The sequence below is a fragment of the Streptomyces flavovariabilis genome, assembly GCF_000725785.1.
GTDB lineage: Bacteria > Actinomycetota > Actinomycetes > Streptomycetales > Streptomycetaceae > Streptomyces > Streptomyces hawaiiensis.
Window position 1 is genome coordinate 12,636 of the sequence record NZ_JNXD01000040.1, and the last position, 14,573, is coordinate 27,208.

The 14,573-nt window shown below is 70.5% G+C and carries 10 protein-coding genes and 2 pseudogenes; 7 read left to right on the plus strand and 5 right to left on the minus strand.

Features of this window, described 5'->3' with window-relative positions:
- Positions 1 to 209 precede the first annotated feature (209 nt).
- Both IO24_RS43935 and IO24_RS0138575 read left to right on the plus strand, forming a co-directional pair.
- Positions 210 to 1,000 (plus strand): annotated as a pseudogene (locus IO24_RS43935) (IS5 family transposase).
- Positions 1,001 to 1,353: 353 nt separating this feature from the next.
- Positions 1,354 to 2,559, plus strand: a complete 1,206-nt coding sequence (locus IO24_RS0138575; RefSeq protein WP_051906021.1) for an FUSC family protein — start codon at positions 1,354 to 1,356, stop codon at positions 2,557 to 2,559.
- Here IO24_RS0138575 and IO24_RS47775 read toward each other — a convergent pair.
- Together IO24_RS47775 and IO24_RS0138585 are read right to left on the minus strand one after the other, a co-directional pair.
- The gene (locus tag IO24_RS47775) at positions 2,528 to 3,421 is read right to left on the minus strand and encodes a maleylpyruvate isomerase N-terminal domain-containing protein (RefSeq protein ID WP_420823253.1); all 894 of its coding nucleotides are present in this window, start codon (positions 3,419 to 3,421) and stop codon (positions 2,528 to 2,530) included. The genes IO24_RS0138575 and IO24_RS47775 overlap by 32 nt on opposite strands.
- 192 nt (positions 3,422 to 3,613) lie before the next feature.
- Entirely contained in the window at positions 3,614 to 4,087 is a 474-nt protein-coding gene (locus IO24_RS0138585) for an SDR family NAD(P)-dependent oxidoreductase (protein ID WP_420823254.1), read from the minus strand.
- On the opposite strand from IO24_RS0138585, the pseudogene IO24_RS47780 reads away from it, so the two are divergent.
- The 5 genes and pseudogenes from IO24_RS47780 to IO24_RS42510 all read left to right on the plus strand — a co-directional run.
- Positions 4,070 to 4,135 (plus strand): annotated as a pseudogene (locus IO24_RS47780) (hypothetical protein); the annotation flags it as partial. The gene IO24_RS0138585 and the pseudogene IO24_RS47780 overlap by 18 nt on opposite strands.
- 129 nt (positions 4,136 to 4,264) lie before the next feature.
- The gene (locus IO24_RS47785) at positions 4,265 to 4,534 is read left to right on the plus strand and encodes a peptidase associated/transthyretin-like domain-containing protein (protein WP_051906023.1); all 270 of its coding nucleotides are present in this window, start codon (positions 4,265 to 4,267) and stop codon (positions 4,532 to 4,534) included.
- Entirely contained in the window at positions 4,534 to 4,992 is a 459-nt protein-coding gene (locus IO24_RS47790) for a polysaccharide lyase family protein (protein ID WP_051906024.1), read from the plus strand. Before IO24_RS47785 ends, IO24_RS47790 begins: the two co-directional genes overlap by 1 nt.
- A 99-nt stretch (positions 4,993 to 5,091) precedes the next feature.
- Complete coding sequence (locus tag IO24_RS0138595) at positions 5,092 to 8,823, plus strand: nSTAND1 domain-containing NTPase (protein ID WP_031144316.1); 3,732 nt, start codon at positions 5,092 to 5,094, stop codon at positions 8,821 to 8,823.
- A gap of 195 nt (positions 8,824 to 9,018) precedes the next feature.
- The gene (locus IO24_RS42510; RefSeq protein ID WP_063768090.1) at positions 9,019 to 10,449 is read left to right on the plus strand and encodes a polysaccharide deacetylase family protein; all 1,431 of its coding nucleotides are present in this window, start codon (positions 9,019 to 9,021) and stop codon (positions 10,447 to 10,449) included.
- A 1,003-nt stretch (positions 10,450 to 11,452) separates the two neighbouring features.
- Here IO24_RS42510 and IO24_RS0138605 read toward each other — a convergent pair.
- The 3 genes from IO24_RS0138605 to IO24_RS0138620 form a co-directional block, all read right to left on the minus strand.
- Positions 11,453 to 12,610: a hypothetical protein gene (locus IO24_RS0138605; RefSeq protein ID WP_051906025.1), complete on the minus strand. Its 1,158-nt coding sequence runs from the start codon at positions 12,608 to 12,610 to the stop codon at positions 11,453 to 11,455.
- Positions 12,607 to 13,755 carry a hypothetical protein gene (locus IO24_RS0138610; protein ID WP_234335388.1) on the minus strand — a complete coding sequence of 383 codons (1,149 nt, stop codon included), beginning with the start codon at positions 13,753 to 13,755 and terminating at the stop codon, positions 12,607 to 12,609. Before IO24_RS0138610 ends, IO24_RS0138605 begins: the two co-directional genes overlap by 4 nt.
- A gap of 342 nt (positions 13,756 to 14,097) precedes the next feature.
- Complete coding sequence (locus tag IO24_RS0138620; protein WP_031144324.1) at positions 14,098 to 14,430, minus strand: glyoxalase superfamily protein; 333 nt, start codon at positions 14,428 to 14,430, stop codon at positions 14,098 to 14,100.
- Positions 14,431 to 14,573: the final 143 nt, after the last annotated feature.

Consider the following 14,573-nt stretch of genomic DNA (forward strand, 5'->3'; position numbering starts at 1 on the left):
TGTCGCCGGTGACGGTCACGTCGTGGTCGCGCCACGACGACCGCTGGGTGCCCCAGTCGGGGAAGGTCAGCGCGGGTGCGGTGACGTGCGCGGCGACCGGGCCGTTGGACGGGGCTAGGCCGTTTCGTTTGGATCATCTGGTCGTTGGTCTGGGTGTGCCGTTGACTGATGCGCAGTGGGCCCGGATCGAGCCGTTGCTCCCGGACCGGATGCCGAGGCGGGGTGGCCGATGGCGTGACCACCGTGAGGTGATCGACGCGATCGCCTTCAAGTTTCAGACCGGAACCCAGTGGGTCCACCTGCCGGGGAAATACGGCAACTGGCGAGGCGTCTACAACCGGCTGCGGATGTGGGCTGTCGACGGCACCTGGGAGCGGGTGTTCACCGCGCTGATGGCCCGGGCCGACGCTGACAAGGATCTCAACTGGGCTGTCTCGGTGGACTCCACCATCGTGCGCGCTCACCAGCACGCGGCCGGGGCCAGCAAAAAGGGGCCCCGGCCGGCGAGCCGGACAATCACGCCATCGGCCGGTCCTGCGGCGGACTGACCACGAAGATCCACCTGGTGGCCGACGGCCGCTGCCGCCCCCTGGCGTTCGTCCTGACCGCTGGACAGGCCGGTGACGCACCCGCCTTCGAGCAGGTCATGGCCCGCCTGCGAGTGCCACGGCAGCGTGGCCGGCCTCGCACCACCCCGGACGTCGTCCTGGCCGACAGGGCGTACTCCTCGCGTGCCATCCGCAAGCACCTGCGCAGACGCGGAATCCGCGCGGTCATCCCCGTCCCGGCCGATCAGCAGGCACACCGCCTTCGACGCGGCAGCCAAGGCGGCAGGCCGCCCGCTTTCGACCGCGAGACCTACAAGCACCGCAACACCGTCGAGCGGTGCATCAACCGCCTCAAGCAGTGGCGCGGCATCGCCACCCGCTACGAGAAGACAGCCACGATCTACCTGGCCGGACTCCACATCGCAGGCATCTTTCTGTGGTCCGCACGGTGATCCAAACGAGAGCCTCTAGACGATATTCTGTTCCGGATCGTTGGTGACACGCGTGCTCGGTGCTTGAGCGGATGAGTGCCTTCTGGGTTCGGTGCGGGTTGCGACGTCTACCGCCGACCGCCAGGAGTCCCTCGTGTCCCACCGCGATGCCCCGCTGACTCCGGCGGGTCGGCTGAGTCTGGTCCGGGTCCTCGTTGGCGAGGGATTGCACCACTGATGCCGGCCGAGGATCGCCCCCGTTGCCCAGCCGGCGGGCGGCAGCGGCTCTGATTCGGAGAGGCTGCAGAGGGAACGCGACGTTGGTGCCTTCCGTAATGTCAGTGCGTAATGATCACCATGAAGGGCCAACAACCGTGCGTTCGTCCAAGGTGCTGCAGGGCGGGCTGCGGCAGGTGGCTGACTTGGCCGGCAAAGCAGCCGTCCGGGCCAGCGCGAAGCGCGACAGTATTCTGCTGTTGTTCAAGGCAGTGATCGCCGCCACGGCCGCGTGGATCATCGCCAACGACCTGGTGGGCGCGCCATCGCCGACGTTCGCACCGTTCTCCGCGTTGCTGATGGTGCAGGCAACCATTTCGGGGTCGCTGAGGGACTCGGTCCGTTTCGCGGGGGCGATGGTGTCCGGAGTCCTGCTGGCAGGTCTCATGGTGCCTCTGCTGGGTACGTCGACGGGAACCTTCGCGGGAATCGTGTTGCTCACGTCGGCCCTGGGCCGGTGGCGCAAACTGGCCCCGTACGGGCCCCAGATGGCTGTGGCGGCGCTGTTCGCCTTCGCGGCGTTCACACAGTCCGGCACCTCCACGTCCGGTTTCGTCAAGCTGGCGAGCATCGTGGGCCTGGTCGTCTTCGGCTGCCTCACGGGCGTGGTCACGAACTTGCTGATCGTGCCGCCGCTGCGCTACCGCAGCGCCGAGTACGGCATCGGCGCCCTGTCAGGGGCTATGGCCGAACTGCTCACCGACGCCTCGAAGGGCATGGCCGAGGGCGTCCCCGATCAGGAACAGGCCGAGAAATGGCGCGAACGCGCCACTTGGTATCCGGACATGGTGAGCCAGGCCCGCAAGGGTGTCGAGACAGTGGCCGAGCAGATGCGCTTCAATCCACGCCGGGTCTTCCAGCGCAGCTCGAGCTCGTACGAGGGCCACCGCGTCATCATCAACGCCCTGGAACGAACCAGCAGGCTGCTGCTCTCCGCAATGACTTCTCTGACCAGTATCTCGCTCAGTGACGACCCCCTACAGCAGGAGCACGATCACTTCTGCGTCGCCTACAGCCGGCTGCTCGACGTCCTGGCTGAGGCGGTGCGTGTGCTGGAGGGACTACGCCGCCCCGAGGACACCGAACACGGCGAGCGACTCAGCGAGGCTGTCGACCGGGCGCGCACGGCCTACATCGAGCTCGCCGAGCAGAGCACGGGCCGCCAACTCGACGGCCCCGACCAGTGGCCCGTCTACGGCTCACTACAGACCGACGCACGGCGCCTGATCGAGGAATTCGCCCAAGCCCAGCGGAGCCTGAGTCAGCTCACCTTCACGCCACGGGGCTACGCACCGGGCAAATGACCGGCTTCGTGTGTTCCGCCTTCCGATCTGGGAAACGCGCCGTTCCGCGAGCAGCGGGCAGGAAGGCAGCACCCGATGGCCCTCGGCCACGCCGAGGCAGCGATGGCGGCAGACCACCGGCCTTCGACCGGGAGGCACACAAGCAGTCCAACACCGTCGAGCGGTGCATCAACCGGTGGCACGGGATCGCAACCCGCTGCGAGAAGACTTGCAGCTGTCTGACTGACCGGCTTGCACGTTGTGGGTATCTTCGTCTGCCCGCTGGATGATCCAAACGAAACCGCCTAGCACGCCTGCCTCGTCGATCCACCATGTTCCGCCGCCGGGGCCGGTGAGCGTCAGGGCGACACGGGCGTCGAGCCCGGCGACCGGCGCCTGTCCGATCTGGTTGCTCAGTACGGCGAGCATCCACGTCAGGGCGGCTCGCATCCGGTCGGCGCCGGTGGCCGGCGCGGGCCGGCCGAGTGCTGGGGCCATGTCGTGGCGCAGGTGGGTGTGGTGATCGAAGACGAGGGCGCCGCCGATCAAGAGGCCCAGGGGGTAGCGTCCGAGTTCGACGAGCGGTATGCGCAGCCGGGTTGCGGGGGTGCGTCGGATGAGGTCGAGGAGCGTGGTCGCTCGGCGGGTGGTGCGGGTGTACTCGGCCATGACCTGCGCCCGGCTCCAGCCGCGTCGCCGGTCGACGGGGCCTTCGTTGAGTTGTTCGAGGCTGCTGGCGCGGAGCGTGTCCAGTCCGGGGGGGTGTGTAGAAGTTCCGTGCTGTCGCGCCGATGTGGGCGACGACGTCGGCGATGCGCCATCCCGCTGCAGCGCTGGGTGCCGCCCATTCCTCATCGCTGAGGCTGCTGGTGAAGTCGAGCATCTCGGTGCGTTCGGCGCGCAGGGCGGCGACGAGGTTCCGCAGGTCCGCTGCGGGAGGCGATCGGTCATGCCGCTCTCCTTTTTCGTAGGAACTCCGTGTCCAGGTCCGCGCCCCCAATCGGCGCCCAAAGTGCCGAGCGCAACGGCGCTACCGATGATCCCCACGACCGTGGCGGACTGGCGATGAGTGGAGCTACGCGTGCATGGCGCGTCGTGCCGTCCAGCCCATCGCGCGGACGACCAGGCGCCGGGGAACGAACTTGCTGGCGAGGGCGAGGGGGCGGCCGTTGGTGATGACCGAGGGCGGTGCGGAGCAGCGGTCGAGGGTGTCGAGGGCCGTCTTCACGACGTGGTCGACGGTGGCCCGTTTCGATCCGTAGTCCGCCGACTGGCTGCCGGCAACGTCGTAGAACTCGGTCTCCACCGCACCGGGGCACACGGCCAGGACGCGCAGGCCGTTGCCGCGGGTCTCCTCCCACAGCGATTCCGTGAAGCTGAGCACGAATGCCTTGGTGGCGCCGTAGACGCTCAGGTACGGGGTGGGCTGGTAGCCCAGGATGCTCGCGACGTTGATCAGGAAGCCGTTGCCGACGGAGGTCAGGTGGTCGATGTAGGCGTGGCTGAGGTCGACGAGGGCAGCGACGTTTCGATGCGCTTCGGCCTCCAGGGGCCCTACGCCCTCGCCTTCACGGACGGCGGCGCGCCCGCCCGCTCGCTCAGTCCCGATGTCATCGACACCTCGTGGGTCGACGGTCTGGGCCTGGTCGGCTGGGTCGGCCGGAGTGGTCGCGGCCGGGTCGCGGGGGTCGGCATCAGCGGCCGGAGCGACGGCCATGCCTACACCGTGGGTTTCGCGAACGCCGCCGCGCAGTACTGGGCGAAGGCCGATGCGGCCACCGGGCACTTCGTCTCCCCGTACATGCTGCCGGGCACCTACACGCTCACCGTGTTCAAGGACGAGCTCGCCGTCCACACCACCTCCGTCACCGTCACGGCCGGGAGGACGACGGCCCTGCACACGCTGAAGATCACCGCCGACCCGAGCTGGAACCCCGCGATCTGGCGGATCGGCGACTGGACCGCACCCCCGGCGGCTTCAAGAACGCCTCCCTGATGACCACCATGCACCCCTCCGATGCCCGGGCCAGGCCCTGGGCCACCGGCGTCCACACGGTGGGCTCCTCGTCCCCGGCGGACTTCCCCTGCTACCAGTGGGCGGACATCAACAACAAGCTGAAGATCCGCTTCAGGCTGACGCGGCAGCAGCTGGCCTCTGGCCACACGCTCAACATCGGCATCACCACCGCCTGCGCGAACGGCCGCCCCCGAGTCAGGGTCAACGACTGGCTCTCGGCCGTCCCCCAGACCGCCAAGGAACCCACGACCCGCTCGCTGACCCTCGGCTCCTACCGCGGCAACAACCACACCTACAGCTACGCCGTCCCGGCGAGCGCCTGGACCAAGTCCGCCGACGCCTACCAGGAGCTGACGATCGACATCGTCAGCGGCTCCGGCGGCACCGCCTGCCTCAGCCCCGGGGTGTCGTACGACGCCATCGAGCTGCTGACCTGAGCGGGGCGTTCCCGCTCGGTGGGCCGGGATTGCCTGCGGACGGGCGGAAACGTAGGTTGAGCTCCGTTTTCTTGTTCGAGGGTCGAAAGGTTCCACCAGGTGGGTCGACGAGAGAAGCCGGTGGACCCCAGTGCCGGTCCGGTGCAGCGCCTCGCGCACGACCTGCGTCTGCTGAGGGAGAAGGCCGGGAAGCCGCCGTACCGGGAGATGGCCGAGCGGGCGGGCTATTCCACGACCGCACTGTCGCAGGCCGCAGCAGGCGACCAGTTGCCGACGCTAGGGGTGGTGCGCGCGTACGTGGAGGCGCTCGACGCCGACCCGGACGAATGGGAGGTCCGCTGGCGGGAGGCGGACGCTGAGCTCCGCGCTCCCGCGGCCGACGAGCAGGCTCCGTACCGAGGGCTGGCCCGCTTCGAGCCGGACGACAGTGACCTCTTCTTCGGACGGGAGGCACTGGCCCACGAACTCCTGCACCTGGCCCGCGCGCACCGGTTCGCGGCGGTGTTCGGGCCCTCCGGCAGCGGCAAGTCCTCACTGCTGAGGGCCGGCCTCATCCCGCTGCTGCGGGACGGCCGGGGCGCCGACCGACCGGCGGTGCTCCGGGTCCTCACCCCCGGCGAGCGGCCCGCCCACACGCACGGGCCGGCGCTCGTTCCCCAGGACGGTGAGCTGGACACCTGGGTGATCGTCGACCAGTTCGAGGAGCTGTTCACCCTCTGCCACGACCGCGACGAGCGGGACCGCTTCCTCGACATGCTGCTCGGCGCACGCGAGTCGGAGAGCCGCCTGCGGGTGGTGGTCGCGGTGCGCGGCGACTTCTACGGCCACTGTGCCGCCCACCGGGAGCTGGCCGAGGCGGTCAGTCACGCGAATCTGCTGGTCGGCCCGATGAGCGGGGACGAGCTGCGGGAGGTCGTCACCGGCCCGGCCACCGCGGCGGGGCTGAACGTCGAGCGGGTGCTGACCGCGCGGATCATCGAGGAGGTGGGCGACCAGCAGGGCGCGCTGCCGATGCTCTCGCACGCCCTGCTGGAGACGTGGCGCCGCCGCCGGGGCCGCACGCTGACGCTGGCCGCCTACGAGGAGACGGGCGGCGTACGCGGGGCGATCGCCGCCACCGCCGAGCAGGTCTACGGCGACCTGGACGAAGCCCAGGCACGCACGGCCCGGCGCATCCTGCTGCGGCTGATCGCCCCCGGGGACCGCACGGCCGACACGCGCCGCCCGGCGTCCCGCTCGGAACCGGGACCGGGTGCGCTCGACGTCCTGGAACGACTTGCCGCCGCCCGCCTGGTCACGCTGGACGGCGACACCGTCGAACTCGCCCACGAGGCCCTGATCACCGGGTGGCCACGCCTCGCCGGCTGGATCGAGGAGAGCCGGGACCGGCTGCGCGCCCAGCGGGTCCTCGGCGAGGCCGCCCGGGCCTGGGAGGAGCTGGACCGTGACCCCGGCGCGCTGTTCCGGGGGTCACGGCTGGAGCGCGCCGAGGAGCTGTTCGGCAAGCAGCGGGAGAAGGACGACACCGACGACCTCACCGGGTCGGAGCGGGCGTTCCTGACCGCCTCGGCCGCGGCCCGTGACGCCGAACGGGACGCCGTCACGCGCACCGCCCGCCGCACGCGTGCGCTCAGCGTCGGTCTCTCCGTCTTCCTCGTGCTCGCGCTGACCGCGGGACTCGTCGCCTGGCAGCGCGACCGGGTGGGCGAGGAGGAGGCCGCCAAGGCCGCCGCCCGCCGACTGGCCACCGTCGCCGAGAGCCTGCGTGCCACCGACCCCCGTACCGCGTCCCTGCTCGGCGCCGCCGCATGGCGGATCGCCCCGCTCACCGAGACCCGCTCGGCCCTGCTGGGCGCGCTCGCCCAGCCGGAACGCGACGCCTTCACCGACCCGCAGACCGGCCAGGACGTCCGGCGCTTCCTCACCGACCAGGGCCGCACCCTGCTGAGGGCCGAGGGCGGCCGCGTCACCGCCTGGGACGTGGCCGAGCACCGCCGTACCGGCGCCTACCACCTGCCGGGCGGCGCGGAGGCGTCCGACGTCGGCCCCGGCGGCCGGTTCCTCGTCCTGACCGGGGAGGGCAGCGACACCCTGTGGAACCTCCCCGAGGGGAGGTCCGCCGCCGATCTGGGCGACGCGGAACTCAGGGCGACCGCGCCCGACGGAGACGCGTTCCTCACCCAGCCGATCGACGAGTCCGGTCAGGTCCGGGTCCTCCGGACGGACGACAGCAAGCTCCTCTTCACCACCGGGGTCTCCCGGAGCCTCACCAGCGCCGCCCTCGGCCCCGGCGGACGCCTGGCCGCGTTCTGCCCCTCCGAGGGCGCGCCCCAGGTGTGGGACACCGTGCACGGCAGGCAGCTGCCCGGCGCCTGGCAGAAGTCGGACAGAACCGTGTGCGGCACCGGCTCGGGAGCCGACGGCGGCGACAGGCTGCTGCGCCTCAGCGCGGACGGCAGGCGGCTGGCCTCGGTCCACGGGACAGCGGCCACCGTCTGGGACGTCCGCAGCGGGCGCGTCGTCGCCGACTTCGCCAGCCCCGGCACGACGGGGTTCGCCCAGGCCGACCTCTCGCCCGACGGGGAGTTCCTCGCCACCACAGACGACCAGGAGATCGCCGTATGGCAGGTGGCGTCGGGGGGCGGGCAGGTCTTCCACCGGCCGCTGGCCGGCGCGGAGGTCACAGGGCTGACGTGGACCCCGGACCACGGGCGCCATATCCTGCGCTACCTCGACCGTGCCACCGTCCACACCTTCGACCTCACCGACCGCCTCGCCGCACACTGGCAGAGCACTCCGGCCGACGCCACGCTCCTCGGCCCGGACGGCACCACCCTCGCCACCGCCACCCGGTCCGGGCACGGCTACCGCTTCGAGCTGCGTTCCACCGGCACCGGCACCGTCCTCGCCCGGAGCACGCTCGGTCCCCTGCCGAGCGACACCGGCGACGAAACCCCGCAGCTGGCCTTCAGCCCGGACGGCCGCACGCTCGCCGTCGCCGACACCACCTCCTCGGGCGGCTCCCTGCGGCTGCGCTTCACCGTGTGGGACGTACGGGACCGCACGGTCCGTACGAGCTTCACCACCTCCGGAGCAGCCGACCGCCCCGTGTCCGCGCTCGCCCTGGGAGCCGGCGGTGACACGCTGCTGGCCGCGCGCTCCGCGAGTGGCGGCGATGCGGCGGAGGCCTGGGACACCCGGACCCACCGCAGGTCCCGAACCCTGCACGGCCTCTTCGGGCAGGCGGTGGCCGTGCGGCCGGACGGACGGCTGCTCGTCGGCTCCGCCGACCGGTACGCCGACGTGTCCTCCGGAAAGGTCACCGGGTGGGCGCTCGCCGACGGCCGCGAGGTCACCGCGCTCGCCTTCAGCCCGGACGGCACCCGGTTCGCCGTCGGCGACACCACCGGGCACGTGACCCTCTGGGACGGCGACCTGCGGCACACCACGGGCGTCCTGACCGGCACCGCCGACACGGCCCCGAGCAGCCGGACCGAGGCCGTGGGCGCACTGGCCTTCTCCTCCGACGGCGGCACCCTCGCCGTGGGAGGAGCCGGCGGGACCCTCCGGCTGTGGGACACCGCCGGGCAGCGGCTGCTCGGCGGCGACCTGCCCACGCCCGGGGACGAGATCCGCTCGCTCGCCTTCGGAAGGAACGACGGCATGCTCTACGCCACCGGCCCGAACGTGGTGCTGCAACGCCGCCCCATCGCCCCCGACGCGGCCGTCCGCGCCCTCTGCGAACGCGCCGGGGGCGGACTGGCCCGGGCGCAGTGGCGGCGGTACGTCCCCGACGCGCCGTACCGGCAGGTCTGCCAAGCAGCGCACTGAACGTACACAAAAGGGGACAGAGTACCGCCGGATCCGGCCCTGAAATTGTTCACGGTGACCCCGGGGCTCGCTGAAAAACGCCCCTGACCAGAACGATCGGAGATCACAACGGCCGTCGGCGTCCTCGGACGCGGCGGCCGCCCGGCGTCCGGTCCGCGACGCCCGGAAGGTCTCCTCTCCTCAGGTTCTGGTCACATGCGCTCTCACACCCTGCTCCCCGCCCTCGTGCTGCTCGGCTCGCTCACCGCGGCCTGTGCGCACGGCACGTCCGAACCGCCGGTCACGGCAGCCGACGGCGCACGGCCCGGCGCGTCGCCGTCCCCGGCCCGGACGGTCGACCCGTCAAGGATCAAGGGCCTGGAGATCGTCAGCGACAGCAGCGAGAACGGCTCCTGCCCCTTCGCGACCAGTTACCCCGACGTGCCCGGCGCGGAGGCGATGACGGCCGCGATGAAGAAGGACGTGGAGCGGCGCCTGGCAACCTTCCGCTCGGGGGCGTGCTCGGATCCGGGCGGAGCGGACGGCCGCGAGCTCAACATCAGCCACCAGTTCCTGGTCGCCTCCGGCGACGTCCTCGGCGTCCGCCTCACCACCCAGGACCAGAGTTCGGCGGGCGACGGACTGTCCGCCAGGACGTACTGGTACGACGGCAAGGCCGACGCGTACCGCACGACACTCGGACTTGTCGCCGACGGCTCCCGGGACGCCTTCCTCGCCGCCTTGAAGGAGCAGCTCAAGGACCGGCAGGGCGTGGATGCGGCCGCTCTGGACGACACGTTCTCCGACCCGGACACGCGCGACACCGCCCTGCACGACATGGCCTTCACCGCCGACGGCGGACTGCGGGTGCACTTCGACCGCGGCGACGTGGGCGTTCCGGCCGCCGGGGCCCAGACGGTGACCATTCCCCAGAAGACGATCACGCCATGGCTGTCCGCTTTCGGCAAGCGCGCCCAGCGGCAGACCATGAGCCCCAGCCGTTCACTCGACCTCGGCGCGCCCCACGTCCCCGCCCCGGCCGTCCCCACCCACACCGCCTCCGGCGACGACGACACCGACTGCAGGAAGGTCAAGTGCCTCGCCCTGACCTTCGACGACGGACCCGCCGTCCCCGAGTCCGCGACCCTGCTGACCCATCTCGCCCGGTACAAGGCGCGCGTCACCTTCTTCACCGTCGGCCAGAACGTCGCCGCCCACCCCGACCTCGTCCGTGCCGAGGCGAAGGCCGGCCACGAGATCGGCAACCACTCCTGGAACCACCCCGACCTCACCCGGCTCACCCCGCAGCAGGTCGCCTCCCAGCTCAACCGCACCAGCGCCGCCATCAAGGCCGCCACGGGCAGGCCCCCCACGCTCTTCCGCCCGCCGTACGGCGCCGTCAACCGAACCGTCAGGGCCGCCACCGCCCTCTCGCCGGTGCTGTGGGACGTCGACACCGAGGACTGGAAGTACCGCGACCCCGCCAAGGTGGCCCGGACCGTCATCACCAAGGCCCAGCCCAACGATGTCGTCCTCCTGCACGACATCCATGCCACCTCGGTCGCAGCCGTTCCCGAGATCCTGCGCACCCTCACCGCAGAGGGCTTCCACTTCGTCACGGTGAGCCACCTGCGCGCCACGCTGTGATCAAGGAACTGACGAGCCTCGTTGTACACCGGGTTCGTGACACGCGGCTGACCTGCGGTCAAGCGGCCTTGGCCGTGGAGCGTTTCGCGACGAGTGCGGTGACGTCCGGGACGGCGTACCAGGGCTGTCGGGGACTGCCTCCGGACCGGGCGAGTTGGCGGCGCCGGGGAGTCACCGCACCATTCTGCTCATGGCAAGCGGTGCGGGAGTGGGCGTCACCGTGATGATCGGCATCCCCATGTCCCTTCTCGCTCTCATGGCGGTGGGTGGGAATCAGCCTGAGCGTGGGGGGACGTCTCGCTGTTGTCCTTCCGGCTCCGGTCCGTGGGTCGCGGACGATGCCCCGTACCAACTGCAACCGCAGGTCTCGAAGCCTTGTCTCCACCGTCATGACACTGAACCGGCGGCCGCGATCAACCGCGGATGATCGAGAGCTGCGACTGTGGAGGGTCGGCCGGGCCCTGTCCGTCACCTTCTTGGCCGCGGTCCTGGTCTCCGGAGGCGTCTTCTATGGCTTGGTGTACCTACTGGACTTCCAGGCGCCGGGCCCCGGCGACCACTCTGCGGCATCCAGATCCAGACTGACGGTCGCCGCTTCGCCAAGATCCGCGGCGACAAGGAGCACGTCGCCACCGCCGCTACACCTGTAACAAGGCCCTGCGCCTGGACCACTACCAAGACGGCGGCGCCCGGCTGACGACACCACTGCGCCGGGAGAACGACGGCAGCTTCACCCCGATCGACTGGGACACTGCCCTACGCGACATCGCCGCCCGGCTGACGACCGTGCGCGACACCCTCGGCGGCGAATCGCTCTGGGGGCGGCGGGCAGGGCAACCTCTGAGTGAAGTGTCTGGAACCACGGGAGTCATGGCTCAAATCGGCCGCGTATTACAGACAGACGATAACTTCAAGGAGGCGCAGGTCCTGACTACTGCTCCAGCCCATCGTCCATCTGATGATCGCTGGCAGATCTATCGCACCACCTGCGCCACTCGCAGCGTTACTGCCGTGGCAGTCTCAGTTTCAGGGGGCCGCAGCCGAGGCGGGCAGCCTCGGCCTCGACGTATCGAGGGAAGAGGGTACGCACGTCCGCGGCCTTCCCGCTCTCGTTGGCCTGTACGAGGAACACTGTCGCGCCCGCCTGACAACGGGCCTGGAAGACGCCGAGATTGGGCCCAAGGCCGCCGTAGCCGGCGGCGGAGCGCACTCGGTTGCCCTCTTTCAGGGCCATCCTGGTGAAGATCGCGGCCAGCCGCGGGTCCTCGACGGTCATCAGTCGCTGCTTCGGCTGCGAGCCGGTGATGTCGCGGTCGCAGGTGCGCACCGGGCCGTGTCCGTCAGTGATCATGGGGTCGTGGTACGGCTTGCGTTTCTTGCCCAGGGCCAGCCCCCTGATGCCGCAGAGCGCGTCCGGCTTCTCCGTGCGGGTGTAGTGGGCGGCCTTCGGGAGGCGTTCAACCGGATCGGCGATCGTGCCGGCGCAGTCGAGGTCCGCGCTGACCTTGTTGACGAGCTTCACGACCATGCGGGCCATCCCGTCCCGCTGTTTGGTACGCGGCTCCAAGTCGGTGATCCAGCGGCCCTGGGCGATGTCCACGACGGTCGGCCCGTCGAAGTCGCTCGGGCGGCCCAAACAGCCGTCCGGGATGGCGAGCCAGGCGCGGTTGTCCGAGGCCATGCCCAACAGGCCGCCGCCGAGCGGGGTGAGACGGGCGGAGAGGAACTCGTCAGCCCACTTGCCGTCGTCGCCAGCCCGGTCGTCCAGCTGGTGCACCCGGGCGGTGAGCGCCCATCCGTCGCCGTCGCTGTTCGTCAACTGGCAGCTGCCGACGGGGCCGTCCATGGAGCGCCCGCCGTGCAGCACGGGCGCCTCGACCGCCTTGACGTCCTCGGGTTTGCGGAACGTCAGGGCGAGGTCATCGCGGGACAGCGCGCCCCAGCACACCTCATCCGGCGCGAACGGCCCGGTCTGCGTCTGCCAGGCCATGCCGCCGACGCCGAGCAGCACCCCGGCAAGGCCTGCGGCCAGCAGCGGCCGGACCCGGCCACGCAGCAGTCTGCGCCAGTGCCACCGGTGCAGACGCCGCTCGCTGAGCAGCTCCCGCTCGGCGGACAGGGGCTGCTCAAATCGGTTCGGCTCGTCCGCAGTGCTGCTCACCGGGCGGCTCCCTTGGGGGCGATGGGGGCGCAGCGCAGGCGGGCGGTGGCTGCGTTCGCGAAGGCGGCGAGGTGGCCGAGGTCGGTGGAGGCGCCCATCAGAAAGACGGTGGTCCGGCCGGCGCAGTCGGCTCGTACGATCGCGTGCTCCTCGCCGATGGTGCCCGTGCCGCGCCAGCCGCGGGCCGCGGGGCGTTCGCCCGCGATGCCGTCGAACACCGCGGCCAGCCGGGGCTGCGCGACCATCGCCAGCTGCAGATACGGCACGCCGTCGGGATCGCCACGGACGCTGCACGTCTGCAGGTCGCGGGTGACAGCGCCGGTCTGGTACTCGATGTCCTCCGTGCCGGGGTGCAGGCCGCGGATGCCGCAGACGTCGTCAGAGGTGCTGAAGATGCGCTCCCGGTCGCCCGGCAGGTCGTAGACGGGTGAGCTGACCTTAAGGGGCTCGTCCGGCGCGCAACCGGCCGCCGCCATCCCACGGTTGGCCGCCGCGACGAGCAGCTCCGCCGCCTGACGGGCGCCGCCCAGATCGGCCGGGTCGTTCTGGACGTACGAGGGGCCGCTGGTGTATGTGCCGGACGCCTGCATCGTGACGACGGTCGGCCGACCGTCCTGTGTATCGCAGGACTCGGGAAGCACCAGCAAGCCACCGCGCCCGTTCACCGTACCCGGCAGACCGTCCGGGAGCGGGACCATGTCGCCGCCCAGGAAACCATCATGGACCATCGCGAGCCGGGCTTCCGCGGTCTTGGGGACCGGGCCGTACTCGACGGACACCTGCTGGTCGGTGGAGACCTTGTCGCCGTCGTAACTGCTTTTGTAATTGCTGGTGATGGTGACGTCACACCTGCCGGTCGGGCGCTCGCGGGTGGGCGCCGTCTGCTTGCCGGTGCGTGACCCGTCGTCAACGTCGTCGAAGGCCTCGTCGCCAAGGAAGCCTGGGCCGCTGTCTTCCTGCCACGCCCCCCAGCAGTAGCGGTCCCTCGGCCACGGCCAGGTGTCCGCCGCCCACGTGCCGAGCCCGGTGCCCGCAAGCACGAGCACCAGCGCGGATATCAGCAACAACCGGCCGCGCCTGCTGTGCGGCAACGCTCGGCGCAGCCGACCGGGCGCTGCGGGCGCCACCAAGTCTGCGTCACTCACCCCGTGATCCCCTCCGGCGCAGGAGTCTATCCCCCGACGTCAGTCAGGAGCAGGCCTCCCCGTCCATGGGGATCTTGACGTTCAGCAGGTAGTCGTCCGCGGCGGGCATCATCATCATGGCCGTCACCAAGGACGGCGAGCGCAGCACGCTCCGGGTACGGCTGAAAGTCGCAAATCCGTCTACGGGAATGAATTGATGTCACCGTATGTGTCGCCTGTAGCGTGACTGACCCAGGGCATTACCCGCTCCACTGACCCGGGCGTCAGACAATCATCGATCTCGCGGACGCGTACTGGATCAGCCACCAGCACTGCTTCTCTGCCGCGCGCTGCCGGCGAGTGTCATTCCGTCGGTGTGCCGATCCGAAGCCGGTTGCCGTCAGGGTCGCGCAGCTCGATCTCACGCGCCCACGGAGCGTCCTTCGTCTGCACACCGAACTCGGAAGCGACGGCCTCGACATCACGAATGCGGAGATAGACCAATGTGTCGGGGCGGGCGTCGCCCGTGTGCTCCGACAAGAACAACCGCACCCCGCCCCGGGCGACCTCGACGAACGCGGGAAGTCCCGGTTCGAAGCGGTGCTCCCACTGTTTGGCGAAGCCCAGTCGCTCGTACCACGCGACCGCCGCCGCAGCGTCCTCGACGCGGAGAATGGGAATGACTTCCTCGTCCATGGCGCCATCGTCGCAGACCGTCCAAGGCGAACGTTGCCTGATGCGGCACTAGGTGTATTGACCCGCAGCGTTGTTGACGCGGGTGATGGGTGGCTGGCCTGCGAGTGCGGTGTGGCAGCGGTGGTGGTTGTAGGTGTGGAGGA

Bases quoted from the DNA above. Each gene is read 5' to 3' on its own strand.
- IO24_RS0138620 (WP_031144324.1), bottom strand. From the start codon at position 14,430: ATGGACGAGGAAGTCATTCCCATTCTCCGCGTCGAGGACGCTGCGGCG.
- IO24_RS42510 (WP_063768090.1), top strand. From the start codon at position 9,019: ATGCGCTCTCACACCCTGCTCCCCGCCCTCGTGCTGCTCGGCTCGCTC.
- IO24_RS47790 (WP_051906024.1), top strand. From the start codon at position 4,534: ATGACCACCATGCACCCCTCCGATGCCCGGGCCAGGCCCTGGGCCACC.
- IO24_RS47775 (WP_420823253.1), bottom strand. From the start codon at position 3,421: ATGCTCGACTTCACCAGCAGCCTCAGCGATGAGGAATGGGCGGCACCC.